The organism is Paenibacillus sp. FSL R5-0475, from assembly GCF_038004585.1.
In the GTDB taxonomy this organism is placed as follows: Bacteria; Bacillota; Bacilli; order Paenibacillales; family Paenibacillaceae; genus Paenibacillus_AQ.
On sequence record NZ_JBBORK010000001.1, the window covers coordinates 7064772 to 7091666 of the forward strand.

At 45.8% G+C, this 26895-nt stretch carries 24 protein-coding genes and 1 tRNA gene; 16 read left to right on the forward strand and 9 right to left on the reverse strand.

The genetic code is table 11. The features are described from left to right. Positions 1-17: 17 nt before the first annotated feature. Together feoB and MKX41_RS31840 are read right to left on the reverse strand one after the other, a co-directional pair. Entirely contained in the window at positions 18-2030 is a 2013-nt protein-coding gene (gene feoB, locus MKX41_RS31835) for a ferrous iron transport protein B (RefSeq protein WP_340974700.1), read from the reverse strand. Then, a complete protein-coding gene (locus tag MKX41_RS31840; protein ID WP_331281439.1) occupies positions 2027-2293 on the reverse strand; it encodes a FeoA family protein in 267 nt (88 codons plus the stop codon). The genes feoB and MKX41_RS31840 overlap by 4 nt, the downstream gene beginning before the upstream one ends. A gap of 239 nt (positions 2294-2532) precedes the next feature. Between MKX41_RS31840 and MKX41_RS31845 the strand changes: the two genes are divergently transcribed. The 3 genes from MKX41_RS31845 (at position 2533) to MKX41_RS31855 (ending at position 6185) form a co-directional block, all read left to right on the forward strand. Further along, the gene (locus MKX41_RS31845) at positions 2533-3492 is read left to right on the forward strand and encodes an aldolase catalytic domain-containing protein (protein ID WP_170880320.1); all 960 of its coding nucleotides are present in this window, start codon (positions 2533-2535) and stop codon (positions 3490-3492) included. Positions 3493-3821: 329 nt separating this feature from the next. After that, entirely contained in the window at positions 3822-5948 is a 2127-nt protein-coding gene (locus MKX41_RS31850; protein ID WP_340974702.1) for a putative bifunctional diguanylate cyclase/phosphodiesterase, read from the forward strand. A 163-nt stretch (positions 5949-6111) separates the two neighbouring features. Continuing rightward, a tRNA-Gly gene (locus tag MKX41_RS31855) sits at positions 6112-6185 on the forward strand. Between the two features lie 141 nt (positions 6186-6326). On the opposite strand, the gene MKX41_RS31860 is transcribed toward MKX41_RS31855, so the two are convergent. Beyond that, a complete protein-coding gene (locus MKX41_RS31860) occupies positions 6327-7682 on the reverse strand; it encodes a dipeptidase (RefSeq protein WP_340974703.1) in 1356 nt (451 codons plus the stop codon). Positions 7683-7972: 290 nt separating this feature from the next. Between MKX41_RS31860 and MKX41_RS31865 the strand changes: the two genes are divergently transcribed. The 4 genes from MKX41_RS31865 (at position 7973) to MKX41_RS31880 (ending at position 10334) form a co-directional block, all read left to right on the forward strand. Next, positions 7973-8368: a winged helix-turn-helix transcriptional regulator gene (locus MKX41_RS31865; RefSeq protein ID WP_081382709.1), complete on the forward strand. Its 396-nt coding sequence runs from the start codon at positions 7973-7975 to the stop codon at positions 8366-8368. Between the two features lie 42 nt (positions 8369-8410). Further along, on the forward strand, positions 8411-9364 hold the full coding sequence (locus tag MKX41_RS31870; RefSeq protein WP_076298224.1) for a TRM11 family SAM-dependent methyltransferase: 954 nt from the start codon (positions 8411-8413) through the stop codon (positions 9362-9364). Positions 9365-9395: 31 nt separating this feature from the next. Further along, positions 9396-10013, forward strand: coding sequence for an NUDIX hydrolase (locus MKX41_RS31875; RefSeq protein ID WP_042185753.1), 618 nt, complete (start codon positions 9396-9398; stop codon positions 10011-10013). Between the two features lie 168 nt (positions 10014-10181). Further along, the gene (locus tag MKX41_RS31880) at positions 10182-10334 is read left to right on the forward strand and encodes a hypothetical protein (protein ID WP_156113065.1); all 153 of its coding nucleotides are present in this window, start codon (positions 10182-10184) and stop codon (positions 10332-10334) included. A 101-nt stretch (positions 10335-10435) separates the two neighbouring features. Here the strand turns inward: MKX41_RS31880 and MKX41_RS31885 are convergent, their stop codons facing one another. The 3 genes from MKX41_RS31885 to MKX41_RS31895 form a co-directional block, all read right to left on the reverse strand. Continuing rightward, positions 10436-10903 carry an ASCH domain-containing protein gene (locus tag MKX41_RS31885; RefSeq protein WP_340974707.1) on the reverse strand — a complete coding sequence of 156 codons (468 nt, stop codon included), beginning with the start codon at positions 10901-10903 and terminating at the stop codon, positions 10436-10438. A 26-nt stretch (positions 10904-10929) separates the two neighbouring features. Continuing rightward, entirely contained in the window at positions 10930-12900 is a 1971-nt protein-coding gene (locus tag MKX41_RS31890; protein WP_076298222.1) for an ABC-F family ATP-binding cassette domain-containing protein, read from the reverse strand. Between the two features lie 121 nt (positions 12901-13021). Beyond that, entirely contained in the window at positions 13022-13189 is a 168-nt protein-coding gene (locus tag MKX41_RS31895; protein ID WP_156114741.1) for a hypothetical protein, read from the reverse strand. Positions 13190-13369: 180 nt separating this feature from the next. On the opposite strand from MKX41_RS31895, the gene MKX41_RS31900 reads away from it, so the two are divergent. Further along, complete coding sequence (locus MKX41_RS31900) at positions 13370-13747, forward strand: PH domain-containing protein (protein ID WP_076298221.1); 378 nt, start codon at positions 13370-13372, stop codon at positions 13745-13747. Between the two features lie 5 nt (positions 13748-13752). On the opposite strand, the gene MKX41_RS31905 is transcribed toward MKX41_RS31900, so the two are convergent. Together MKX41_RS31905 and MKX41_RS31910 are read right to left on the reverse strand one after the other, a co-directional pair. Beyond that, the gene (locus tag MKX41_RS31905; protein WP_076286319.1) at positions 13753-14292 is read right to left on the reverse strand and encodes a chromate transporter; all 540 of its coding nucleotides are present in this window, start codon (positions 14290-14292) and stop codon (positions 13753-13755) included. Further along, on the reverse strand, positions 14292-14870 hold the full coding sequence (locus MKX41_RS31910; RefSeq protein WP_445671335.1) for a chromate transporter: 579 nt from the start codon (positions 14868-14870) through the stop codon (positions 14292-14294). The genes MKX41_RS31905 and MKX41_RS31910 overlap by 1 nt, the downstream gene beginning before the upstream one ends. A 207-nt stretch (positions 14871-15077) precedes the next feature. On the opposite strand from MKX41_RS31910, the gene ggt reads away from it, so the two are divergent. Then, positions 15078-16655: a gamma-glutamyltransferase gene (ggt, locus tag MKX41_RS31915; RefSeq protein WP_340974709.1), complete on the forward strand. Its 1578-nt coding sequence runs from the start codon at positions 15078-15080 to the stop codon at positions 16653-16655. 197 nt (positions 16656-16852) lie between these two features. After that, the gene (locus tag MKX41_RS31920) at positions 16853-18121 is read left to right on the forward strand and encodes an amidase family protein (RefSeq protein ID WP_340975141.1); all 1269 of its coding nucleotides are present in this window, start codon (positions 16853-16855) and stop codon (positions 18119-18121) included. Between the two features lie 705 nt (positions 18122-18826). Here the strand turns inward: MKX41_RS31920 and MKX41_RS31925 are convergent. Then, positions 18827-19210: a RidA family protein gene (locus tag MKX41_RS31925; protein ID WP_340974710.1), complete on the reverse strand. Its 384-nt coding sequence runs from the start codon at positions 19208-19210 to the stop codon at positions 18827-18829. Positions 19211-19449: 239 nt separating this feature from the next. Here MKX41_RS31925 and MKX41_RS31930 point away from each other — a divergent pair, with 239 nt between their 5' ends. The 6 genes from MKX41_RS31930 to MKX41_RS31955 all read left to right on the forward strand — a co-directional run bounded on the left by MKX41_RS31930 (position 19450) and on the right by MKX41_RS31955 (position 26893). Beyond that, the gene (locus MKX41_RS31930; RefSeq protein WP_340974711.1) at positions 19450-21024 is read left to right on the forward strand and encodes a PucR family transcriptional regulator; all 1575 of its coding nucleotides are present in this window, start codon (positions 19450-19452) and stop codon (positions 21022-21024) included. A gap of 46 nt (positions 21025-21070) precedes the next feature. Then, positions 21071-22195 carry an XdhC family protein gene (locus tag MKX41_RS31935; protein WP_340974712.1) on the forward strand — a complete coding sequence of 375 codons (1125 nt, stop codon included), beginning with the start codon at positions 21071-21073 and terminating at the stop codon, positions 22193-22195. Continuing rightward, complete coding sequence (locus MKX41_RS31940; RefSeq protein WP_175617362.1) at positions 22137-22709, forward strand: NTP transferase domain-containing protein; 573 nt, start codon at positions 22137-22139, stop codon at positions 22707-22709. Before MKX41_RS31935 ends, MKX41_RS31940 begins: the two co-directional genes overlap by 59 nt. A 242-nt stretch (positions 22710-22951) precedes the next feature. Further along, entirely contained in the window at positions 22952-24112 is a 1161-nt protein-coding gene (locus MKX41_RS31945; RefSeq protein WP_036680038.1) for a BMP family ABC transporter substrate-binding protein, read from the forward strand. A gap of 109 nt (positions 24113-24221) precedes the next feature. Then, on the forward strand, positions 24222-25754 hold the full coding sequence (locus MKX41_RS31950) for an ABC transporter ATP-binding protein (protein WP_340974714.1): 1533 nt from the start codon (positions 24222-24224) through the stop codon (positions 25752-25754). Further along, entirely contained in the window at positions 25751-26893 is a 1143-nt protein-coding gene (locus tag MKX41_RS31955) for an ABC transporter permease (protein WP_340974716.1), read from the forward strand. Before MKX41_RS31950 ends, MKX41_RS31955 begins: the two co-directional genes overlap by 4 nt. The last annotated feature ends 2 nt before the right edge of the window (positions 26894-26895 follow it).

The window sequence follows — 26895 nt, forward strand, 5'->3', positions numbered from 1 at the left end:
TCAACGAATTACAAGTTCTACGACCAGCCTAATAATCGCCCACCTTGGAAAATAACAAAAGATACGATATATGCCAGAGCAAGAGAATAGCCAATGGAGAAGAAAGTCCATTTCCAAGAGGCTGTTTCTTTTTTGATAACCCCTACAGTGGCCAGACAAGGAATATATAACAGGATAAAGGCCATAAAGCTGATTGCACTCAGCGGTGTAAAGACTTGTGAAATTTGATTCTCTAATCCAGCGGTATCTGGTGCGTGATAGATGATATTCATCGTAGACACAACAACCTCTTTCGCTAAAAATCCTGGGACCAAGGTAGAGCCGGCCTGCCACGTTCCGAAACCAAGCGGTTCCAGTAGTGGTGCAATCATGCCTCCGAATTTAGCTAGATAGCTATGATCCATTTCTACATCAAATCCGCCAGGACCAGCATAAGACATGAACCAAATAATGGCTGATCCAGCTAGAATAATCGTTCCCGCTTTACGAAGGAACCCTTTGCCCTTCTCCCAAGTGCTGCGCGATAAGGTTTTGATCTGCGGCATACGGTAAGGAGGAAGTTCGATGATGAAGACGGAGGATTCATTCTTGAATAAGTATTTAGAGAATACCTTACAAAGAATTAGGGCAAACACAATCCCCATAACATACATAGAGAGAACGGCAAACGCTTGTTGCTCAGGGAAGAATACAACTGCGAATAATGCATAAACAGGTAATCTTGCAGAACAAGACATCAGCGGCATTAACAGTGTTGTCAGCATGCGGTCTTTGGGCTGTTCGATGCTTCGCGCCGCCATAATGGCCGGTACATTGCAACCAAAACCAATGATAAATGGAATGAATGCTTTTCCGTTCAGTCCCATTCGTTCCATGGTGCTGTCCATCAACAAGCAGACCCTTGCCATGTATCCGGAATCCTCTAGGAAGGAAATGATCAGAAAGAGAATAAAGATTTGCGGAACAAAGACCAGTACGCCTCCTACACCGCCGATGATGCCATCCACAATCAATGCATGCGTGAAGCCTGAAGCTCCAATGGTCTGAAGCAGTGAGTTCGTTCCATCACTAATAGGGCCGGATATCAGGCCATCTACGATATCCGATAGGGGGCCGCCAACCCAGTCAAATGTTGTCTTAAAGAGAGCATACATAAAGAAAATGAATAAGGGGAGTCCCCAAAATCGATGAGTCAATACCGAATCTAATCTTTCGGTTAAGTTATGGGGCTTCTGAGCTGTCGTATCAAGGACTTCGACACAAATATTACGAATATACTCCATACGGTTCGAGCGAATCCATTGCGGGAGTGTCAGGGCGAGTTTTTTGATTTGTAGCTCACTCTGACAAGACTCGCAGATGCTTAGCAGTCCCGTAACATCTATACGCGACTTCAGAAACTGAAGTATAACCGGATTCTGCTCCAATAGCTGTAGAGCGACCCAACGGTGATTGGGCAGATCTTTTATAGAACGTAATTCCTTTTCTATAGAAGATATCGCTCGCTCGACGACCTCACCATAATTCAGCTTGAACTTTACAGCAGGAATAGCTGACGATTCCTCGAGGATGCTAAGCATCTGTACGCTGCCTTTACCGGTTCTTGCTATAAGTGGGAGGACGGTGACACCCAATCTTGATTGTAAAATGGTTTGATTAATATGAATACCACGCGCATTAGCGACATCAATCATATTAAGACCGAGTACAGTAGGCTTGCCATACTCAAGTAGTTGAAGCGTGAGCAGCAGATTACGTTCCAGCTGGGATGCATCCACGATATTGATTAATGCTTCAGGGGATTCTTCTATCAGATATTGGGCTGCGACCCCTTCATCACGGGAGAGTGGGTGCAGAGAATAGATCCCGGGCAAATCAATGAGCTTGCCTGCCCCGTTCTTCAGATTTCCGATCTTTTTCTCAACCGTAACGCCTGACCAGTTACCTACATATTCGTATGAAGTCGTTAATGTATTGAAGAGAGAGGTCTTACCTGTATTGGGATTGCCCACAAGAGCTATAGAACTCAAGATACGTTCACCTCAATCAGAGAAGCTTCTTTGCGGCGTATGGCGAACAGCTGGCCGTTACATTCTAGCGTAATCGGTCCCCAAAAAGGTCCCTTTCCTTTAAGACGGATGTTCACACCCTCTGACACTCCGAGATCAGCAAGACGACGGCGTAGAACGGGGTTCATTCCTTCTATTTTATGAATATTTCCAGCAGTGCCAGGTTGTAATTGCAGTAAGGAACAGCAGGTAGAAGTAGCTATTGTAATCCCTCCAAAAGAGATTGAGAATCAATCTCAACTGTTTTCTTGTAATGTAGCATTTTTAAGTGTTTGTATACTGTGACATTTGTCCCTGACCTACTGTGGTAATTACTTTAAAGTGCTAAAGGCGAAATACCTTTACAATTTATTCTTCATTAAAGTATGATTGAACGATATAAATTGCATAGTAAAGCTATGCTAGAGGTTATAATGATTGCAATAGCACATACGATGATTGCAGGAATTGAAGGGAGATAATTATGAAGACTAATCAATGTAAAATTGTTGACTGCACCATTCGCGATGGGGGGCTCGTTAACAACTGGGATTTCAGCGTGGAATTTGTGCAAAATTTGTATGCCGGCTTGAATGAGGCTGGTGTTGACTATATGGAAATCGGTTATAAAAACTCCCCTAAACTGCTCAAAGGAGCAGAAGGTGCTGGACCATGGCGTTTTCTAAACGATGACTTCTTACGTAAAGTTATCCCGCAAAAGGGACATACGAAGCTTTCCGCTTTGGTTGATATCGGTCGTGTGGATGAGAATGATATTTTACCTCGCAGCGAAAGTATGCTGGATCTGATTCGGGTAGCTTGTTATAGCAAAGATGTGGAGAAGGCCTTACAACTGGTACAAACCTTCCATGATCTAGGCTATGAGACAACGATCAATATTATGGCTTTGTCGAATGTAATGGAGAATGAATTATTAGAAGCTTTCGAAATGATTCGTGAGAGTGTAGTTGATGTGGTATACATTGTGGATTCTTACGGTAGTCTAGATCACAACGACATCAATTACTTAGTTGAGAAGTTCAAAACTCATTTGCCAAACAAACGCCTGGGAGTACATACCCACAATAATCTTCAACTCGCGTTCTCCAATACGTTGATTGCTGCTGAGAAAGGTGTAGAGCTGCTGGACGCTTCCTGTTATGGAATGGGACGTGCTGCGGGGAACTGTCCTACAGAGCTGCTAGTGACTCATTTGAAGAATACACGTTACACATTGCGCCCTGTAATTGATATCATTGAACGCCTGATGATTCCTTTACGTGAAAAAGAAGAGTGGGGCTATATCATTCCTTACATGATCACTGGAACACTTGATGAGCATCCACGTTCAGCAATGGCGCTTCGCGCATCGGCGGATAAGGATAAAGCGGTTGATTTCTATGATAAGCTTACAACACCAGAGGTTAACTTCGGAGATAAATAAACCTGTTGTTCAGAAGCACTGAACCCGTTCGTAGGGGGAAGTGCTTTTTTTTTGAATAAAAATAAATTTCTATAAGTTTCTCTGATAAATGATTCTAATATTTTTCGCTAAAATACTTACCGTTCTAATAAGAAGCCTGAAGGTATTTTTGCTTGCCTGCTAGAAGAAAATGGTTTATATTTATGCAAGATTTATGAATAATCGCCATAAAAATACGACCTCACAAAAGAAATGTAACTTTAAAGACCGATCTAGCCGATATTTATACATAGGACAAGACTATACATAGTTGCTTAATAATCGACATCATTTTCAGACGCGAGGGATCTATGAGACAAGAAGAGAAAAAGACAATTCAAGCGGCTATTGTAGGAGCCTTACTGTTCCTATTCATTCAAATTTTCCATACATCGTTAAACCGATTGGACAATTGGGATATTATTTCTGCACTCTATCTCATTGTCGGCTGTTGTACTGTTGCTTTTGGATTTGCGATATTTGCACAGGGATGGTTGTTCTTCTCTAGCAGATTATCTAAAGGAAGATTATATGTCGCAGCTCTTTTTGGTGGAATATGTATTATTGATTTCTTGCATACACTCGGCTTTGTAGCATTTCCATTGATTTCATCGTTTATAACCCCTGAGGAATCAAGGTGGCTGCTTACCTTTTCACGTCTATCCAGCGGCCTGGGCATATTGTTTATTTTTAGTAGAGAAGATAAACCAGTGACCGTTACCGAAAAAAGAAATGTATTCAGAATCGCCTTCATGTTGATCGTGCTCTTCATCGCATTATTTGTATTTATCCACTCAGCAGTGCCTGAGTTATTTACTAAGCCTTGGATGAGTACACTTAAACAATTCGTTGATCTGGCAGTACTTTTTGTTTATTTAGCAGGTGTTGCTGCCATCGTATTTCCTGGGAATAATGAAAAGTCAGCCTCGCTGCTTGTTATTATTCGGGCACTTATCTTTTTCTCGCTAGGCCAGGCTTTTTTTATGACTCCCATAAGTGGCGGAAATATTGATGATCTCTTTGGGATGTTATGTAGCGGAATTGCTTATTACCAGTTGCTTACCGGCGTGTATCGCCTGACAATTGAAGAGCCATTTTACGAGAAACAGTTGGCCGAAGAACGGATCAATTATTTGGCGTATCATGATGATTTAACAGGACTTCCTAATAGACGTCGGCTGACACAGCGTGTAGAAGAAATGATTGATGCTGGAGAGACGGACACAAATGATCAATTCTCAGCTTTGGCTATTATGAATATTAATCATTTTAAGAATATAAATGACTCTCTGGGTCATTATGCCGGAGACCTTTTATTGAAATTGGTATCTGAGCGTCTCAGTAATGAGTCTAGATCCAGTGAAGAACTGTATAGTATGGGAGCGGATGAGTTTGCTTTTCTAATGACAGAAAGAGCAAGTCTTGGAGAATGCTTGGCACGAGCTACAGAGTTGCTCAGATTATTTGAAGCCCCCGTTAATATAGAATCTGGCGAGTACCATATCTCACTCAGCTTGGGGATGAGTATTTATCCCGGTGACGGGGAAACTGCTGAACATCTCATTCAAAATGCGGATACTGCTGTTCATAATGCGAAGGAACAGGGTGTGGAGATTCGTCGTTATATCCCAGCCATGCAGATGAAGGCAAAGGAACGCCTGAAGCTGGAAAATGACCTTCGAAGAGCGCTTGAGCGTGATGAATTCTATCTCTTATATCAGCCAAAGGTGCAGCTGGAGACAGAAGAGATTGTAGGTATGGAAGCTTTATTGCGCTGGAATCATCCTAAGCGTGGTATTGTCTCACCTAATGAGTTTATTCCATTAGCTGAGGATAGCGGGCTAATTGTTCCAATTGGGGAATGGGTACTGAAGACGGCGTGCCAGCAAAATAAACAGTGGCAGCAAGCAGGCTACCAGCCGATATGCGTCTCTATCAACTTATCTATGCGTCAATTCCTTCAGCCGAACCTGGCTGGTAAAATTCATTCCATTCTGACCGATATTGGTTTGGATCCATGTTATGTAGATCTTGAAATTACAGAGAGTATGACCTTGGATAAAGAAACGGCTTTTGATCAGCTGAAGCGCTTGAAAGAGCTAGGTGTGTTCATTAGCATCGATGATTTTGGTACAGGTTATAGCTCATTGCACTATTTGAAGGATATGCCGATCGACAGGCTAAAGATTGACAGATCGTTTGTCTCCGAGGTTATGGAGGACAGTAATAATGCGGCAATAGTCTCCACGATTACTTCTATGGCGCATCATTTGAAGCTCAAGGTTACCGCAGAAGGGGTGGAGAACAAGGAGCAGCTGCAGTTTTTGCGTGAGCAGCATTGCCATGAAGCTCAAGGGTTTTTGTTCAGTAAACCTATTCAAGCAGCTGAATTTGAGACCTCATTTTTGAAAAAGGCTCCCCTTGGCGCTTCCTTGTAAAATATAAGAAAGTATAAGTTTCACACCATACTCTATGTCTTATATTTCGCATAAACGCCTTCGGCGTCCTTATAAGGACGCCGAAGGCGTTTATGCTTGAATAAAAAAATGTTGATTTTTATTTATGGGGGTGATACAATATCTCTTGTACTCACTTTCTAATGCGGGTGTAGTTCAATGGTAGAACTTCAGCCTTCCAAGCTGATAGCGTGGGTTCGATTCCCATCACCCGCTCCATAATTTAAACTTCCAAATCCTTGCGATGCAAGGATTTTTTTATGTTTTGGTTGATGGTTTTGTCATGAACTATTCTTAGATATCAAAAAGCCAGGCTCCTCAATGAAGAGGAGTCTGGCTTTGTTATACTACCTGATTCTCTTAAACAGTCTTCAAGAACTCAACAATGGTGAGCAGTCCCTTATCAAAGTTCTCCAGGTTGAAATGCTCATCCGGTGCATGCAGGTTCTCATCATCAAGGCCAAAGCCCATCAGGACCACTGGTGCTTCAAGTACACGGGAGAAGCTTTCCATGATCGGAATGGAGCCACCGTCTTTGGTGAAGAGGGCACGGGTTCCGTATACTTTGCCGTAAGCGTCTGCTGCAGTTTGTAGAATAGGGTTCGATGGATCGATGTTAAAGGCACGTGCCTTCTCCATTTGCGTCACATGCACTTTCGCTCCGGTTTGAATATTAGCCTTCAGATGCGCTTCAACGGCATCAAGAATATGCTGTGGATCCTGATCGCCAACGAGACGGCAAGTAATCTTGGCATGTGCTTCTTTTGGAATAACGGTCTTGCTTCCTTCGCCTTGGAAGCCGCCATAGACACCATTAAGTTCAAGTGTAGGGCGAGCACCAATACGTTCTACAAAAGAATAACCTTCTTCGCCGTATAACGCATCAAGTCCAAGTCCTTCGCGAATCTTATATTCATTCACGCCTTGCTTCACGAATTCCTCACGTAGCATTGGAGAAAGTTCAGGTACACCATCATAGAAGCCTTCTACAGAAACACGGCCTTTGTCGTCATGAAGGGAGCTGAGCAGGGACACGAGAGCGTGCAGTGCATTCGGAACACCACCACCGTAAGAGCCGGAGTGCAGGTCTGTAAGAGCTGTAGTTACGCTCACTTCAAGTGATCCTAGGCCACGTAGTCCTGTGCAAATTGCAGGGCGACCACGTTCCAGCAGGGAAGTATCGGAGACTAACACCGCATCCGCAGCCAGCTTCTCTTTGTTAGCTTCCAGGAATGGAGGGAGATTTGCGCTGCCGATTTCTTCTTCGCCTTCGATACAGAGCTTGATGTTAACAGGAAGAGTACCTTCTTGTTTCAGGATTGCTTCAATCGCTTTGAGGTGAATGAATACTTGTCCTTTGTCATCCGTTGCTCCACGTGCATACAGCTTGCCGTCACGGATCTCTGGTTCAAACGGAGGTGTAGTCCACAGGTTTAGCGGATCTACTGGCTGCACATCGTAGTGGCCGTATACAAGAATGGTTGGCTTACCCGGAGCATGAAGATAGTCAGCATATATGACGGGATGTCCCGCTGTCGGATGAAGTTCAATGTTCTCAAGTCCGGCTTTCTTTAGTGTGTCTGTCAGCCAATGGGCTGCAGCTAGTACATCGTCCTTATGCTCAGACAAGGCAGAAATACTTGGAATCTTGAGCCATTGTTTTAGTTCTTCGAGATGTTCATCCCGGTGTGTTAAAAAATACGTTTCATATGACATAGTGTGTATGTACCTCCTTAAGTTTTGCTGCGCAAAACCGGCTATGAGCTTAATCGCCATGCGTGACCGTCTTGTTTAGCATTCTATAGGAATCATTATACTGGAGAACTCACTATGGATCAAAAGCGATTAGAAAGACGTCTTATCTGATCCTCGTGACCGGAGCTTTTTTTCGTAATTAATAGTTCCTTTCCGGTTGTTGATTACTAACAGTAACCATGATAAGCTGATTAAACTTAAGGGACAAGAAGGCACTATTACATGCTTGAGTTCCTATGGAGGTAACCACTTTGGAACATTCAATGGACGAACCCATTCGGCTAATGCCGACGCTAGAGGATTGCTCCATCACCCGCCAAATTCTCGACAGGGTTGGGGACAAATGGAGTGTGCTCATCATTGTTAATTTGGGTGCAGAAGCATTGCGGTTTAAAGAACTTCAGCGGCGTTCTGGTGGTATATCACAACGGATGCTGACCCAAACCCTGCGTCATTTAGAACGAGATGGTATAGTTTGGCGTAAAGTTACGCCTACGGTACCTTTGACTGTTGAATATGGTCTGACAAGTTTAGGAGAGTCCTTGCTGGATCCTTTAACTTCCCTAGTGGAATGGGTCAATAGAAACAACGCTGAAATCGCCAAAGCGCGTATAGGGTATGATCGTCAGCACGAAATGTTGGAGTAGCAAGCTAGGTGTACAATTTACTGGGATAGAGGATGGATTATTTTGCAAAAGAAAAGTGAAGAAAACACATTTTTATATACTTACACCTGTTCAGAGGACGAGTTATCACTATGTCAGATGGAGCTTCGTTGTCTTTTTGGAGAGGAAGTACCTTCTTCAATCTTTAAGAGTGAGGTAGAGGTGGATGTCAGCCGCAGTCCCTTCATTAAAGAACGAATTGATGTTATGTACGAAGGAGATAGCTTGCCTGAGATTTATGATCAAACGGAGCAGGTGGAGCTTGGCGGCAAGACGTTTAAGGTTATTTTTGTGAAGACCAATGATCTGTCCCCTGCGGACAAAATAGAATATGATGAGCGAAGAGTGATCGAGCGGGAAATTGGGTTACGTATTGAAGGGGAAGCGGATGTAAACCACCCTCAGTTGGTATATGGCATTGTTACTCTGGGCGGTCGCTGGTACTTTGGAGCTTATCATAAGAACAAGGCCACCTGGTTCCGTCAAATGAAAAAGCCGCGTAGCTACTCTATCGCGCTTAGCACACGTGTAGCCCGAGCTGCGGTCAATATAGCCGTTCCGAATCCGGAAGGTGTACGAGCCATCGATCCTTGCTGCGGCATCGGAACAGTAATGGTAGAAGCCCTCTCGATGGGAATCAATATGGTTGGACGTGACATTAACCCTCAAATCGCGATCGGTGCCAGAACGAATATTGCTCATTTTGGATTCACAAGTGAGGTTACGCTTGGAGATATTGCTGACATCACAGAACATTACGATGTAGCTATTGTAGATATGCCTTATAATCTATATTCTAGTATTACACCTGAGGAACAGTTTGCGATTCTAGTGAATGCGCGCCGGATTGCAGATCGGGTAGTTATCGTTGCGATTGAACCGATGGATGAGATGATCACGGAGGCTGGATTTACGATTATAGACCGCTGTGAAGCTAAAAAAGGTTTGTTCTCCCGTCATTTAATGCTTTGCCAGTAATCCTAATCAAGTTATTTAAAGGGGTGCAGCAATGGAGCAGAAATGGTTAACCTGGGCTAAAGAAATACAGGCCATCGCACAGACTGGACTAACTTACGCTAAAGATGTCTATGATATAGAACGGTATCAAGCTTTGCGGGAGCTAAGTGTAGATATCCTCGCTAATTATACGTTCGAAAGCAAGGAGAGAATAAGACTCTCCTTTGCTAGTGAGGGTGGCTATTCTACGCCGAAAGTGGATATCCGTGGTGTTGTTTTTCAGGATGACAGAATCCTGCTTGTCCGCGAGAAATTAGATGGAAAGTGGGCGCTTCCCGGGGGCTGGGGAGACATCGGTCTGTCACCGAGTGAAGTCGTTGTTAAGGAAATTCAAGAAGAATCAGGATTTGAGACAGAAGCAATTCGCTTGCTGGCTGTTTTAGATAAGAAATTTCATAACCATCCTCCGGAGCCGTATCACGTGTATAAGTTTTTTATTTTGTGCAGAATTGTAGGCGGCGAGGCGCTGCAAGGGGTGGAGACGAGTGAAGTATCCTTTTTTGCTGAAGATGAACTGCCTGAGCTCTCATTAGAGAGGAATACAAGTGAGCAGATTGAAACGATGTTTGAATATTTACGAAATCCAGAAAAAGTAGTAATATTGGACTAAGAATTTGCATATTATATATGACTTCCGTAAAGTGATGTTTTTAATGATGTAAATGATGGGTAATTACTATTATGTAAGCACTTACAATGTTGGTATTCTAAGCTTTTAGGTCGAGCGGTCTACATTTTTTCCTCTACTGTGACGATAAGAATTTTAGGAGGGGATCGCATGGAACAAGAAGAGTTGAGCATTCCATTGAAACAGGAAAATGTGGTGCGTCCTGCAGAGGGCAATATTGCCACTGGGCTGGTTTGGGGTATCTTAATCAGCATTCCGTTATGGATCTCTGTGATTGGCTGGATTCTGGGGTTTTGGCGCTGAGCCGTATTTTAATAATTATCTAACTCTATTAGTTGTATAGTATACATCAAAGGCGGTCTCTTCGTAACTGAAGAGGCCGCCTTTTTAGTTTCCTGCGTTTCTCAAGATTTCGAATATACCAGTCTAAAGTTCTCGCAAACTACCTTCATCTTTGGATCAAAAGGCTTCTTCAAAAACGCTAAGGATTCTCTGGAGAAGAACTTCTCATGCTCATGGCGCCACGACTCTAGCGTTCTGTCATCCTCGCCTTCGCTATAGGCAAAGTCAGCGCCTACCTCATTAAAAGGTGTAATTTGCACATCTGTCGTAACGATCACTGCTTGCGGATTACCACGGCCGTCCAGCAGGATACTATGTCGGCCAATTTCTGGTAAGGTCTCGTCACAGACTGCATAAATTTCATAGTTCGAAGCGGTTCCTGTCTTAATCCTGCGGATCACCAGATCTAGCAGTTCATCGGCCATTGGAGGACTGTCGCCAAAGGCCCAAGCCTCGTAGTTATCCGCTGCTTGTGGATGAAGCTGGGTGTATTCTTCCCAAAAAAGCTTAATCTTCGTTTCGTTGCTCATATCCGTCTCTCCTCATGTAATAATCGTTAGTGTCCCGCAGTTTCCATCCAGCCCGCATAGAGCTCATCTAGTTGCTCTTGCACTGCATCGCGTTCTTTCTGTAGCTCGGCGAGCTCTGCCGCATTGCTACTGATCAGTGGATCTAGCATTTTGGCATCAATTTCCCCAAGCTGATCCTCAACTTCGGCAATAGCCTTTTCCCAATCAAAGTGGATACTCTTCTTGCGGGAACTGGACGAGTTAGCCGTGGTGACATTAACATTCACGGAACGGTTCGATTGAGGCTTACCGGAGCGTGCAGTGGTTCCATCTGAAGAGAAAGGTTTAGGCTGATCAGGAATAGAGACTGGTACTGCTAACGCCTGTTCAGCTTGCTTCTCCTTGTAATACTCATAGTTGCCGTTGAAAACTCCAAATCGTCCACTTTCAATGGACCAGAGCTTATGGAACAGACGATTAATGAAATAGCGATCATGTGAAACGGCCAGCACTGTACCTGGGAATTCTTCTAATGCTTCCTCTAGCGCTTCCCGGGAGTCAATGTCTAGATGGTTCGTTGGTTCATCCAGAATTAACAGGTTTGGTTTACGATGCATCAACACAGCGAAACGCAGGCGGGTCCATTCCCCTCCGGATAGATTCGTGATGTCTTTGAATACATCGGCACCGTAGAATAGGAAACGTGCGAGCTGCCCGCGCGCTTCACCTTCTTCTAGTCCGGCCTCTTCACGGAAGTAGCGGAGTACGGATTGTTTGTTATTGTCAGGGACAGCCTCTTGCGCGAGATAACCAACCACGGTTCTTGAACCAAGCGTGCAGCTTCCGGTGTCTGGCGTCTCCTGACCTAATATAATTCTTAAAAGTGTACTTTTCCCTGCCCCGTTACCACCGATAAGTGCCGTAGTTTCTCCGTAGCGAAGAACTTCGTTTGCGTCTGTAAACAGGCTTCGCTCTCCATATGCCTTACCGATATCCTCCAGTATGACGACTTGATTCCCGGAGCGATCATTTTGCTGTAGCTGCAAATCCATCGATTTGCGCTCTAGAATAGGACGTTTAACCTTTACCATACGATCCAGTGCTTTTTGCATGGAAGCTGCACGCCGGTAAAAGGCAGGGTTTGGGGGAGTTCCCCGATTCCCAAATTCGATGAGGCGTTTGATGCTCTCCTGCATTTGCTTTATTTTTTTCTGTTGTTCTTGATAATCAGCAAATTGTTGAAGTAGACGTGTTTCCTTCTCTATTTGATAGCCGCTGTAGTTGGTATGGAAGGTAAAAGCCTCGCCATCCTCAATCTCGATCACTTTCTTGACTACAGCGTCGAGGAAGTAACGATCATGGGAAATGGCTAACACTGTACCGTCATAGCTCTGTAAGTACTGCTCTAACCACTCGATGGCGTTCATGTCTAGATGATTGGTTGGCTCATCGAGTAGAAGTACATCAGGTCTACGCAGTAGCAGTTCTGCGAGTCCGACTTTAGTTTTCTCGCCGCCAGAAAGAGAGGAGAAGAGTCGGTTATATTGCCCAGTTCCGATTCCTAGACCAATGGCAACTCGCTGAATGGTGGATTCAATTTCGTAGCCTCCTGCGGTCTCAAATTTATCCTGAAGGCTACCATATTCTTTCAGCAGCCGATTCCATAGCGTTTCATCCGTTCCGGTATTGAAGGTGGACATTTCAAGCTCCAGCTCTCGCAGGCGTTGTTGCCATTGCATAGGTTCAGCAAAGCTACGCTGTAGAACTTCATATACGGTTTCTTTTTCGTTAACCTCTTGAATTTGAGCCAGCATTCCTACTACACTACCTTTGCGAATTGAGATTTGCCCTTGATCGGGGCGCTCTTCGCCATTCAGTAAGTGGAAAAGTGTAGTTTTACCGCAGCCATTGCGGCCGATTAGACCGATTTTTTCTCCTTGGCGGATATCGAAGGTGATGCTATTTAGTACGAGCTGTGCACCGTGGTATTTTTGAACATTTTGGCATTGAATAATCATATATATTCTCCTTTAAGAATGCCCTTTGCACCGCCAGAACCCTAAATCGAAACTGGAATTCTGTAAAAAACCATAAAAAAAGACCGTAGGGAAATTTCCCCACGGCCTTATCATTTTCCGGTTAACTGATCCGTCCGGGTGATGGCAGGAAAGGCATTTCACAATTGTGTAGTGTTATTAAATTCATGGAAATGGACAGACTTCTCCCGTTATCGCCATTTACATGAGCAATGCCAGCTATCGCTTTAGGTAGCCGACTCATAACACTGTTGGTCCAATTGTGATCCATTCCTTCCACACCCCTTTCTTAACAAATTTAATGACAGTGTAAACAATAATCGGAAATTTAGCAAGTAAAAAGATGGCAGAGCGAAGTTTTACACTGCATAGAATATGAAATGTGGAATAATATGGTTCTATGTGGGAGGAGACAAGCCACTAAAAATAACAGATGAAAAGGGGAAGTTATATGGCGATTTTTGACGGATTGATGGGTAATGCATCACAAGTAAATCTAGCGGAGGTACAACGGGAATATGCACAAATCCTTGCCCCTCAAGAGAAAATTGAACGAGCCTACAAGTTGATTAGAGATATGTTTATTTTTACAGACAAACGACTGATTCTAGTGGATAAACAGGGACTGACGGGGAAAAAGACGGACTATCATTCCATCCCATACAAAAGCATCTCGCATTATTCCGTGGAGACGGCAGGGCACTTTGATCTGGATGCGGAGCTATGTATCTATATTTCCAGCAGCACTGTGCCACTCAAGAAGACCTTTAATAAATCCGTGAATATTTATGAGGTACAGGCGGTATTGTCACAATATATTTTAAAATAGTTTAGTTAGACCGTGTAGCGGAGTACCAGACCACCATAGGCAAAAGCGGCTAAGATGACTAAGGCAGGATGCAGCTTAAGCCGCTTGATGGCCCAGAATGCGATTGCGGCAATGAACAGTGTTTGCCAGATTCCGATAGAGTTCGTAGGACCTTTGACCATTGTCCAAGTGAGCGCAGCCATCATAACTGCAATAACCGGTTGAACAAGCAATGTCATCCCTTTCACTACGGGGGATTGCTTGTATTTTTGCATGACCTCTAACAGGATAATAAGCGCTACTGCGGAGGGCAAGACGGTTGCTAACAAAGCTACGATGAGTCCTAACCAGCCGTAGATATCATAGCCGACGTAAGCTGCGATTTTGGTAGCAATCGGGCCAGGCAGTGCATTGCCAAGTGCAAGCATGTTAGAGAATTGTTCATCGGTCAGCCAGCCGTAATGGGGAACGATTTCTTGATACATCAATGGAATAGAGGAAGGACCACCGCCGTATCCAAGCAAATTCGCCATGAAAAATCCGTATATGAGCTCTAACCAGTCCATCAATTTGATCCTCCTTGTTGTTGCTTCGCGATGATCCGGTAATGAACGGCTCCGTAACCTAGAAAAAGTACGATTACGAGAGCTGGGTGTATGTGAATTATTTGTAGCAGAAGTAAGGCTAGAAGGATGAAGACAGCGCTGAGATATTTTCCTAGCCCTTTATAGGCTTTTTGCGCAAACTCATATGCTATTATTCCTAACATGACAGCAATGACAGGAGATACCCCCGCGATCATCCCAGCTACTATTTTTGAGCCACTTAAATAATTCACAGCCGATAAAAGTATGATCATGGCCAGGCAGCTAGGTAAAATATGTGCCAGAACTGACAGTATCGCCCCCCTAACTCCTCGAAGTTTATATCCAAGATAAGCCGCCATTTTAGTAGCAATAGGTCCCGGTAGCGCGTTGGCAATCGCCAATGTCTCCCCGAATTCATCGTCGCTTAGCCAAGTGTAGCGAGTTACCGCATCATGCCGGATTAATGGAATCACGGAAGGCCCTCCGCCATAGCCGACAATCCCAGTTCTGAACATGGCGATAGCTAATTGTACATAATCTTTATGGATGGATATCACGTGAGACCTCCCCTTGTGTTTAGAGCCCATTCTATACAATTCATATGTGTGAAGCTACGAGGTTGACTAGAAATCAGCTAATCTTTGTGCATGAATCACAAAAAGAGGATGGTTATTTTGAGGTTTAGCGTAACCGATTGACAAGGGATTTTTATGTAATGTTAAATGACATTAATTAAGCGAGAAGTTAATAGGGAGATGGGGAACATGGCGGAGAAACCTGTAATAGGCACAAAAACAATGGTCGTCAGCCCTCATTATTTAGCTTCGGCCGCGGGTGCGCGCATTTTGGGAAAAGGGGGAAATGCCTTTGATGCGGCGGTGGCGGTTAGTGCGACGCTCGCTATAGTCTACCCGCATATGACGGGGCTTGGTGGGGATTCGTTCTGGTTGACCTATAGTACAGAAGAGGCGCGTGTCCGGGCGTATAACGGAAGTGGACGGTCGGGTTACGGAGTTCGCAGAAGTTGCTATGCCGGGGAGGGAGCTATCCCGAGGCGGGGAATCCGCAGTGCCATCACCGTGCCGGGGATGGTGGATAGCTGGGATGCTATGCTCAGTAAGTATGGCCGCTTAACGCTGGCAGAGGTGCTGGAGCCAGCCATCGGCTATGCTCAGAGTGGGTTTCCGCTGTCGCCGGACCAGCGGAATAATACGCTGTTTGCTGGAGCGACGTTGTCGGCGGAGGCATCCGCGATTTATATGCCGGGTGGAGTGGCTGTGTCTGCTGGATCGAGATTTCAGCAGACACAGCTGGCGGCAACCCTGAGGACGTTGGCTGCGGGTGGACGGGACGCTTTTTATAAGGGGAAGATTGCTGAAGATATTTGTGATTATATGCTGGCAGCTGGGGGCTATCTCACACGGGATGATTTTGCGGATCATCAGGGGGATTGGGTCGAGCCGATTCATGCGGAATATCATGGGCATACGGTGTATCAAGTGCCGCCAAATTCTCAAGGGTTTACGGGGCTGATGAGTCTTAATATATTGGAGCATTTTAATTTCGGAGAAATCGAGCATGGCTCTTATGAATATTACCACCTGCTTGTTGAAGCGCTGAAGCTGAGTTTTCGTGATCGGGATAGAGTGCTTACAGATCCGGATTTTAGTGCTATTCCTTTGGTGCAGTTGCTGGATAAGAACTATGCAGGGCAACTAGCCTCTACGATCTCGATGCAAAAAGCGGCACAGCTGACCAGTCAGCCTATTGGTAGTGATACTGCATATGCTGCGGTGGTGGATGAGGAGGGAAATGCGGTCTCCTTTATTCAGAGTCTGTATTTTGAGTTTGGCTCAGGAGTGGTTGCTGGGAATACAGGAATTCTGCTTCAGAATCGGGGTTCGTTTTTCTCGCTTGATCCGAACCATATCAATACGCTTGAACCGCATAAGCGCAGCTTCCACACACTGATGCCAGCCATGGCCTGCCGCGAGGGCAAACCTGCGATTCTATATGGTACGCAAGGTGGTGAAGGTCAGCCGCAGACTCAAACGTTGCTACTTACAAGGATGCTGCATTATGGGATGAATCCGCAAACGTCTGTAAGTGAACCACGTTTTGTATGGGGGAGGACGTGGGGGGAACCTACGCAGGAGCTGAAGGTAGAGGGACGGGTAGCGGATGAGGTGCTGGCAGATCTGGCGGGAGCCGGTCATATTGTCCGGAAAGTGGAAGCATATGACGGGAGCGTGGGTCATGCTCACGCGATATCCATAGATGACAATGGATATCGTAGTGGGGGGACAGACCCGCGCTGCGATGGCGCTGCGATAGGTTGGTAGGGTGAGGTGCTCTCTCCAAATCCCCCAATTTGCTCCTTCCGTTATTTGGTAGGAAGGATATCGTGAGAGGATTCTCGGAAAGGCAAATGGGAAAATCCTAGTTTAACGGAGCGATAGGTTCTTAATAGAAATGACGGATGACGGGTTGATTATGATCAGAGAAGGAATGGTGAGGGGAGGAGGAAGGAGAAATGATTCTGGATAATCGGTATGGCGCGTTCATAGATTCTGAGCTAACAGTCGGACGTTTAGGGAATGGGATATTGGACGGAATGACCTTTGCTGTAAAAGATGTGTATGCGATCGCAGGGCACAGCTCTTCTGCAGGTAATCCAGATTGGCTGCGGAGCCACAATCCCTCTACAGAACATGCAGCAGTAGTACGCCAGCTGCTCCAGTCGGGAGCGACGCTTCGAGGAGCGACTCATACGGATGAGTTAATGTACAGTCTGGGCGGTGAGAACCATCATTATGGAACGCCCATAAATCCACGTGCTGCAGGCTGTATCCCAGGTGGTTCTTCTAGTGGATCGGCAGTAGCGGTAGCTTCAGGTAGTGTTGATTTTGCGCTCGGAACAGATACAGGTGGTTCTATTCGAGTCCCTTCCGCCTATTGCGGAGTATATGGCTTTCGCCCGACGCATGGTGCTGTGAATATGGAAGGTGTGATCCCGTTATCACCGCAATTTGATACAGTAGGCTGGATGGCTGATCGTATGGATGTGCTCCAGAAAGTGGGGGAGGTTTTACTTGGAAATGGGCGCATGGATGAAAAAGTAACGATGAGCATAGATGGAAATTTAGAATTGAATATAGAGAACGGTGGGGGAAAAAATGAAGAGGAAGAATTGGAGAATAATATACAAAAGAACATGGGGACTTTATTTGTCGCTACGGACTGTTGGAATTTGGTCGATCCAAAGGATGTGAGTGTTCTAGCGAATGGATTGAACCAATTGAGGACTGGTGCTGATCATTTCTTCGAAACTGATATAGCTCCAGAAGGATTGAAGGTCTGGATGGATGTTTTTCGAGAGTTACAGGGTAGTGAAATCTGGACAACCCATAGCATCTGGATTAAGGAGGTAAAACCATTCTTTGGACCAGATATTGCAGCCCGCTTCTCTTGGGCTGCTAACTTAGCTGGCAAGGACCACAGTATCGCTCAGAATAAACGAGCGGAGATTTCTAACCAGTTGCGCCAGCTGCTGGGAGAAGATAATTGTCTTGTGATTCCGACAGTACCTGGTCCTGCACCGCTGCGTGGTGGGGATTTACGTCAATTGGAGGAGAACCGTAGTGGGGCGATGATGTTGAGCTGTATAGCTGGATTGGCAGGCCTGCCTCAAGTAACGTTACCTATGCTCTCTACAAATGGGCCACCATTGGGTTTGTCCGTTATCGCCGGACATGGTCAGGATCTTCGGTTACTCTCATGGGTGAAGGAGGCTTGGCGGCGGTCTTGAGATGACGGGACTTGATGGGTTTTGAGAAGATAGGTGAAATTGGTTTTGAAAAAAATGATCTCAATGTGATGAAGTAGGTTCAATAATGGTGTGTTAGAGTAAAAGATAAATTCAGCGCTCAAAAGTTGACTTAAGACCAGTATTTCAGTAAACAGCTCCATGGCCATGCGAAGAAGAAGAGCGGTATAAATCCCGTAGAATTCGCGAAATTGGCCCGTATAGCTGAAAATAACGGTATAAATCCCGTAGAATGTGCGAAATTGGCTCATATAGCTGAAAATAACGGTATAAATCCCGTAGAATGCGCGAAATTGGCTCATATAGCTGAAAATAACGGTATAAATCCCGTAGAATTCGCGAAATTAGCCCGTATAGCTGAAAATAACGGTATAAATCCCGTAGAATGCGTGAAATTGGCTCATATTGCGGGGAAGAAGGGCGAAAATGCCCCGGAATCCAGTAATTCCGGCGATATAGCCGGAAAGAGGGGTATAAATACCCTAGAATCCAGTAATTCCGGCCATATTACAGGAAAGAGGGGTATAAATCCCCCAGAATCCAAGAATTCTGGCGATATTACCGGAAGAAGGGGTATAAATGCCCCACACCACAAAGGTCAGCCACGACACGCTCGCGTTTCATCTGAACACGCAAACAAAGCACCTTCTGTGAAGAAGGTGCCATGCCCCGTGCCCCATCCGAGCTCTATTCTACGAATGCTTCGACTTCTATTTCTACTAACAATAGTGGATCAATAAGCGCTTTTACCTCTACCATGGTTGCTACAGGCTGAATATCTTTGAAAAATTCGCCGTGTGCTTTGCCGACTTCTTCCCAGCGTGAGATGTCTGTCACGAACATTCTTGTTCTAATTACATGCGACAAATCAGCATCTAGCTGGTTTAGCGCTTTTTCGATGGTATGTAGAATGAATTTCGTCTGCGCGTATGGATCTCCTATACCGACTATTTCCCCGTCTTGCATGGCTGTTGTTCCTGCGACTTCGATACGGTTGTCGATTCGAATGGCACGAGAATATCCAACCACCGACTCCCAGGGTGAACCCGTAAACACTTGCTTTTTACTCAAAAGATCCCCTCCAAATCCATCCTAATATTGTCCGATCTAATTATACTACTCACACAAGTGATGTGAACTAAAGATTAATGGTTCATCAGTTATGTTCATTTAGTGTTATATTAACTAACATAATAATCGTTAAATTTTAATTCGGCTCTATCCAAAGAGGTTCATTTTAATTATAATGTTACATAAAATAACATTATGAATCGAAAATGGTTCAATTGATCCTGAAAAGGAGGGATGGCATGCATCTTACGGTTGAAGAAGCGTTGTCCATTTATCCTTTGTCCGAGGCGAAGCTTATCGCGGGGTCCAAGGGGAAACATCGAATTGTGAAATCGATCAATGTGATGGACGCACCTGATATTTCGGATTGGATCAAAGAAGGCGAGATGCTGCTAACTACAGCTTATTTAATCAAGGACAATCTGGAGGATGCCTCTGCTTTGCTGCAAACACTGAATCGAAGGGGCTCATCGGCCTTGGGTATTAAGCTGGGACGATTTTGGGATAAAATACCGGAGCAGCTAATCGCAGAAGCGGAGAGCCTTAACTTCCCCTTAATCCAGTTGCCGTTCCAGTTCACTTTTTCGGATCAGATGAATGGCCTGTTTCGAGCCGAGCTTAGCCGGAGCACTCATGTTTTGCAGAGCATAATGGAGAAGCAGAAAAAACTGATGCAATTTGCCCTGCGATCTGTCCGCAGCCGTCCATTGTTTGACTCGGTGTCTGATGTGATTGGCCATTCACTTGTAGTGGTTAGCGCACGCGGGGATGTAATCTATAACAATTCTGAATACCAGACCTCACAGTTGCTGGAGGGATGGCCATGGCAGAAACGGAATCAACGTTTTCGTGTAGAGGATCGTGCAGGTTATCGCACACCACTAATACAAGGAGAAAAGTGCTCGGGATATTTATTGTATTGTTCCATCGACCCTTTATTGCTCCCGGTGGAAGAGAGCTTGTTCGTTCAGGGTGCTGAACTTATTTCATATCATATTCACTCAGGATACGAGGATTATTTTGAACAGGCAGAACATAGGGAGTTCAGTGGATTGCTGAGACGTTGTCTAAATGGTAACTTATCTTACTCCGATTTAGTACAGTCTGCTGTAAAGCTGGAGATAGAGCTGCTTCAATCGCCATTCTGTCTCTTATTAACCGATATTGCTACGACGAGTGAAGAACGCCAAAGTGAGCTGCTTAGATTAAAAGAAGAATACACTGAACACCCCGTACTGCGGGATTTAAAGGCCATTCATGTGCTTGTAGACCAAGGATTATTGTCCATCTATCCGGCAGCTCTTCAGAGTCCTGAGCAATTTCGGGATGTAATCCAGGCTTGTTTTGATAACCTTAAGTTTGACAAGGGGTGTTATCCACGAGCTGCGATAAGTAGTTGTAAATTGAAGCCGGATGGGCTGAAGGAGGCTTTTGCGGAGGTGAAGGAATGTATGGGGATGCTTCAGTTTGAGGGAGTGCATGGGAATGTTGTGCATTATCGGCAGCTTGAGCTTTCCTTGCTTCTTGGGCAAATCCCGACAGAGGTCATGGAGAAATATTGCAACGGAACGCTTAGAGGACTGCTTAGCCGTGAGCCGGAGTATGTGCGAGAAATGCTGCGGACGCTGGAGATTTATCTAGAGAACGATGGGCATGTCAATGAGACAGCCAAAAAGTTGTTTATTCATCGGAACACGGCTACCTACCGGATCGAGAAGCTTAGTGAGCTCTTGGACGTCGATTTTAAAAAAATAAATGATCTAATGAGGCTAAAGCTAGTATTCATGTTTCGGAGGATGCTTGGGCGGGACTAAGGTCTAAGTTCTGGGTTGAAATGCAAACACGGAGGAGGGGAACCTCGTGAATACACATGAGATCGCAATGCATATTCAAACCCATCAGGCGCCTGCGGTGCTGGCAACACTGATTGAGGTGGAGGGACACTCGTATCGTAAACCTGGGGCAGTGATGCTGTTTTTTGAAGGGGGCACGATTGGGAGTCTGAGTCCAGGTTGTTTGGAAAACGATCTGGAGTTACGTACCTCTGAGATATGGGAACGAGGGCTGCCCGAAATTGTGGAATACAATATGTTGTCTCCGGATGATCTGTCCTGGGGTGAGACTGTCGGCTGTGGAGGCAAAATCAAAGTGGTGCTTGAACCTGTGCAGGGGGTGTTTTATGAGCTTTTGGTGCAGGCGAGTGTCAGACTGGCGGCAGGAGAGCGGTTAGTTCTGTTTCGGGAGGCAGCGGCGAGAGGTTTTACCTATAAGCTGCAGCTGGATACTGATACTTCACTATCGCAGAACAAGCAACAACCGAAATTATCCCACTCGGCAAAAGAAAGCATGGCGGCAGGTCGCTTTATGGCCGCTTCAGCTGAATTGACAGCATTCCATACATGCTTTGTGCCTAAACCGCGGCTTGTGATTTTTGGCGGAGGACGTGATGTGGTTCCAATTGCGGAACTTGCTGACAGAGTTGGCTTTCGGGTTGCGGTTGCGGATTGGCGCGAAGGAAGCTTGCACAATAAGTTTCCTCGAGCTGAACAAGTAATTTGTTCCCCTACAGAGCTTGTTCAACGCTTGGGCGTAGCTCAGCGGGATTATGTATTGATTTGTAGTCATCAGCTTGGGCGGGATAGACAGTTCCTTGAGAGTGTAATTCCGCTAGCCCCGCTATACATCGGCATTATTGGTTCAAAAGCTCGGATAGCTCTTTTACTGGAAGGGCTTGAGGCTCCTGCATCTTTGCATGCACCTGTAGGGTTGCCGATTGGAGGAGAAGGTCCGGAGGAGATTGCGGTCAGTATTATAGCAGAAATTATTCAAATTAGAAGGGTGGGCTCACGAGAGCTGCCCAAAGGAGCGGATAGTATTGAAGGTAGCAGGAATATATTTGGCAGCGGGGCAGAGCAGGCGGATGGGCGTGTCCAAGGTTTCACTGAAATTGTCGCAGGAGGTCTCACTCGGGAGCGTCGCGCTTAGTGAATTGGATCGTTGCAATCTAGAACCGCTAATCGTGGTAGTGCGTGCGGATGACAACTTGGAATGGCTGCCACCCGCGATTGAACCGCAAGGCTCCAGACGTACCGAAACTTGCTTAACCGCACATCTAGGATTGTCTTTTTCACTGCGCTGCGGTCTTAATGCGGTATTACCTTTACAGCCCGATGCAGTAGTTGTGGCGCTTGCGGATCAGCCATTTATTACTACAGCATTAGTGAATCGTCTAATACAAACGTTTGAACAATCTCCGGAGATGGACTATGTCGCTAGCGTCAGCAATGGGTCGGCTATGCCCCCGGCTTTGTTCTCGAAGACGTTGTTTCCAGCACTACAGGGATTAGATGGAGATCGAGGAGCGGCGGGGATATTGCGTTCACCTGATTATAAGGGGATTGTTCTGGAATCTGAGTCTGCCCATTATTTCATGGACGCAGATACAAAAGAAGATTTTGGTGAGATTCAGGAGCAATGGATTCTGAGAAATGGAAAGTGAAGTAAAGAATAGTCTGAAAAGTAATCTGAATCAGTGTTCCTTTCCCACCTTTGGTCATATAATATGACACGAAACTCACCTTCCGAAAACCAATTAGTGCATTACACACAAAAAAAGTTCTGATTCTTATATTCCTATACAAACGTATGTTATATAAATTTACGCCAAGGCCACCTCTAAGTATAGTAGAAGTACATTAATGGTTGCAGCCATGATGAGAGATGATTTGGAGGAGGAGAATTATGAAAAAAAGGGGTCAGTTCATAACATCTTGTCTTGCATTAATGGTTCTAATGACGGTGGCTTTGGTGGGGTGTGGCAGCAATAATAATACTTCTACAAATGCAACGGAGGCACCAGCGACAACTACAGCGGCAACAGAGGCAACTGCAACAACAGAACCGGCTGCAAAGAAACCGACGGTTGCTTTTGTTTATATCGGACCTCCAGGGGATGGCGGCTACACGTACCAACATGATCAAGGACGGCTGTATATGGAGAAGGAGCTGGGGATTAAAGCTGACTTTGTAGAAAATGTCCCTGAAAGTGCTGACGCCGAACGAATCATCACAGAGCTTGCGCAATCACACGACATCGTGTTTACAACGAGCTTCGGATATATGGATTTTACATTAAATGTAGCGGGCAAATTTCCCAACGTGAAGTTCCTGCATGCTTCGGGTTACAAAACCGCAGAGAACATGGGGACCTACTTCGGGAAGAACTATCAGGCCAGCTATCTGAGCGGCATAGCGGCAGGAAAAATGACCAAAAACAATCAGCTGGGTTATGTGGGCGCTTTTCCGATCAGCGAAGTGATTTATAACTTGAATGCTTTTACCCTTGGAGCACAAAGTGTCAATCCTGATGTAAAGGTGAATGTGGTATGGACGAATACATGGTATGACCCGACGACTGAACGTCAAGCGGCAATCAGCTTGCTGGATAAGGGTGCGGATGTGCTTTTGGCCTATCAGGATTCACCTGCAACCCTGCAGGCTGCTGCTGAACGAGGGGCTTTTGCCGGGGGAAATGACTCGGATATGAGCAAATACGCTCCGGACAATTATTTGACGAACCCGGTATGGAATTGGGGGCCGTATTACGTAAAAGCTGTGCAGGCAGTTATGGATGGAACCTGGAAGAGCGAGCAATATTCTGGTGATATGGCTGACGGTATGGTGGAGCTGGCTCCTTTCGGGAACAAGATCCCAGATGATGTGAAAAAGCTTGTCGAAGACGCCAAAGCCAAAATTATCAGTGGTGAGCTTGAGGTTTTCACAGGTCCGATCTCAGATAATCAAGGGAATGTGAAGGTTCAGGAGGGTCAGAAGCTGACCTTGGAGGAAGTGCTGGGCATGAACTGGCTCGTAAAAGGTGTGGAAGGAACTATCCCGCAATAATGTTTAAAAATAGGGAATAAGATGTGCACAATCTATGGGTGGGGCGGGTTCCGTTAAGCGGAAACTTCCCCACCCGTACTACAACTTGAAGGAAGGAGGGGTTCAGGCCATGCGGGGAACTTCAGTTGAAATGCGGGGGATTGTGAAAAAATTCGGCTCGGTAACCGCCAGTGATCAAGTCGACTTTTCGGCAAATGCGGGTGAGATTCATGCGTTGCTTGGGGAGAATGGGGCCGGGAAGAGCACGGTGATGAGCATGCTGTCAGGGGTGTACAGAGCAGATGAAGGAGAAATCTTCATTCATGGGAAAGGTGCTCAGATCCGTTCTCCTAAAGATGCTGCGCAGCTGGGTGTAGGTATGGTGTTTCAGAACTTTAGGCTGGTGCAAAGCCTCACAGCAGCAGAAAATATCGTGCTTGGCGAAAAGTCGTCTTTCTGGCGCGGCCGTAAGTGGATGAAGAACAAACGCGAGGAGATAGAGGCATTAGCGGAACGGTTTGGACTGAATTTCCCGGTGGATCGCCCGATCTGGCAGTTGTCCGTGGGTGAGCAGCAGCGTGTTGAAATCGTTAAGACGCTGTATCGCGGGGCTGACATTATTATTCTGGATGAACCAACCTCTGTATTGACCCCGGGAGAGGTGGAACAGCTATTTGAAACGCTGCGGGTCATGAAGCAGGCAGGAAAAACGGTTATTATGACTACTCATAAAATGAAAGAGGTTATGGCGTCCTCCGATCGGATTTCCGTCATGCGCAAAGGGAAAATGATCGCCACACTGACCACGGCAGATACAGATGAACTGGAGCTGGCTCGTCTGATGGTGGGCAAGGAAGTAACCATCACCCGTCAAGAACGGGAAGCCACTGAAGGGGATTCTTTATTAGAAGTGAAAGATGTGGACGTATATGCCGATCACGGGCGAAAAGCACTGGATCACTTCTCTCTGAACGTATGTAAAGGGGAGATTGTAGGCGTAGCTGGGGTAGCTGGCAACGGGCAAAAGGAACTGGCTGAAGTATTAACAGGTCTTAGAGGCTGGAGAAGTGGTGAAATCACGTTTGATGGAAAGACGGTGAAATCCGCTTCGGTTAGAGGGGCAATTGATTCAGGAATCTCCCACGTGCCGGAGAACCGGATGAAGAGCGGTTTAGCTGGACGCCTCGGATCGGTGGATAATCTTTTGTTTAAGTCTTACCGCTCAGAGGAGCACTCCAAATTTGGTTTCTTGAAGTCCGCGAAGAACCGTTTGTGGTCACAGGAGCTGGTCCAGCGCTTTAACGTCAAGACACCTGAGCTGGAGACGCCAGTACAACAGTTGTCAGGTGGTAATCAGCAGAAGCTGCTCTTTGCACGTGAAATCAGTCATCGGCCTAAGCTGATGGTCGCCGTTCATCCGACACAAGGGCTGGATGTAGGTGCCACGGCTGGTGTTCACGACCTTCTTATGGAGTTGCGTGGTTCAGGTAGTGGCGTGTTGTTAATCTCGGAGGATTTAGATGAATTGCTTCAGTTGTCCGACCGGATTCTAGTGATCTATAACGGCTCAATTATTGGTGAGAGTACACATGAGGAAGCGAATCGAGAGAGCATCGGACTACTAATGGCTGGTATTCATAATAGAGAGGAGAGCGCCGTATGAGCCTGGAGAATGGAAGAAATACCGCAGGAGCTTTCCTGGAACCCCTCCCCTCTCACTCCGGAAAACGATTCTCTCTACGTTTCGAGTACGATGCCAGCCGCATCCGTTCTCCTTGGTGGACACCTATTGTATCTATAATTTTAGCGTTATTGTTGTGTGCCCTATTTATTGCGGCGAATGGCATGAATCCGGTGCTGGTCTATGAAAAAATGTTCCGTGGCGCATTTGGCACTGCGTATGGGCTCACGGAAACGATGGTTAAAGCGATCCCGCTACTTCTATGTGGGCTTGGGATTGCTGTGGCTTACCGCATTTCGGTATGGAATATTGGAGCAGAAGGCCAGTTAACCGTTGGGGCTATGGCGGCCACAGCGGTCACGATTTATTTTCCTGACTTACCTTCATTCTGGTCTCTGAGCTTAATGCTGCTGTTCGGGATTGCCGCGGGTGCGCTTTGGGGACTATTGACTGCTATTCCGCGGACGCATTTTGGAGTGAATGAGCTAATCACTTCATTAATGCTGAATTATGTTGCTCTATTGGCGCTCGATTACGTGGTATTCGGACCTTGGAAAGATCCTAAAGGTTTTAATTTCCCGGGATCACCTATGTTTACTGCGGCTCAGTCGCTGCCTGTTCTCGGAAGTACAAGATTGCATATTGGATTGTTATTTGGACTTATCGCCGTTGTGATTTATTACTTAATGATTCGTTTTACCAAGTGGGGTTACGAGCTCCGTCTGATTGGGGCCAATCCTATTGCAGCCAGATACGCGGGGATTCCTATCAAGCGCCATATTATTATCGTCATGCTGATCAGTGGGGGGCTCGCCGGGATCGCTGGCATGGCGGAGGTCTCCGGTGTTACACACAAGCTGATGCAGGGCATTTCACCGGGTTATGGATACACCGCCATTATTGTGGCTTGGTTGGCCAAATTGAATCCACTCGGTCTAATCGTTACTTCTATTTTATTCGGTGGCTTAATTGTTGGCGGATATAGTGTTCAAACCATCGGGCTGCCCTCATCGATATCAGAAATGCTGCAGGGCTCCATCCTGTTTTTCTTGATTGCTGGCGATATGATCTATCGTTTCCGCATTCGTCGTAGCCGGGTTCAGCTGAAAGGGGGGAGATAGGC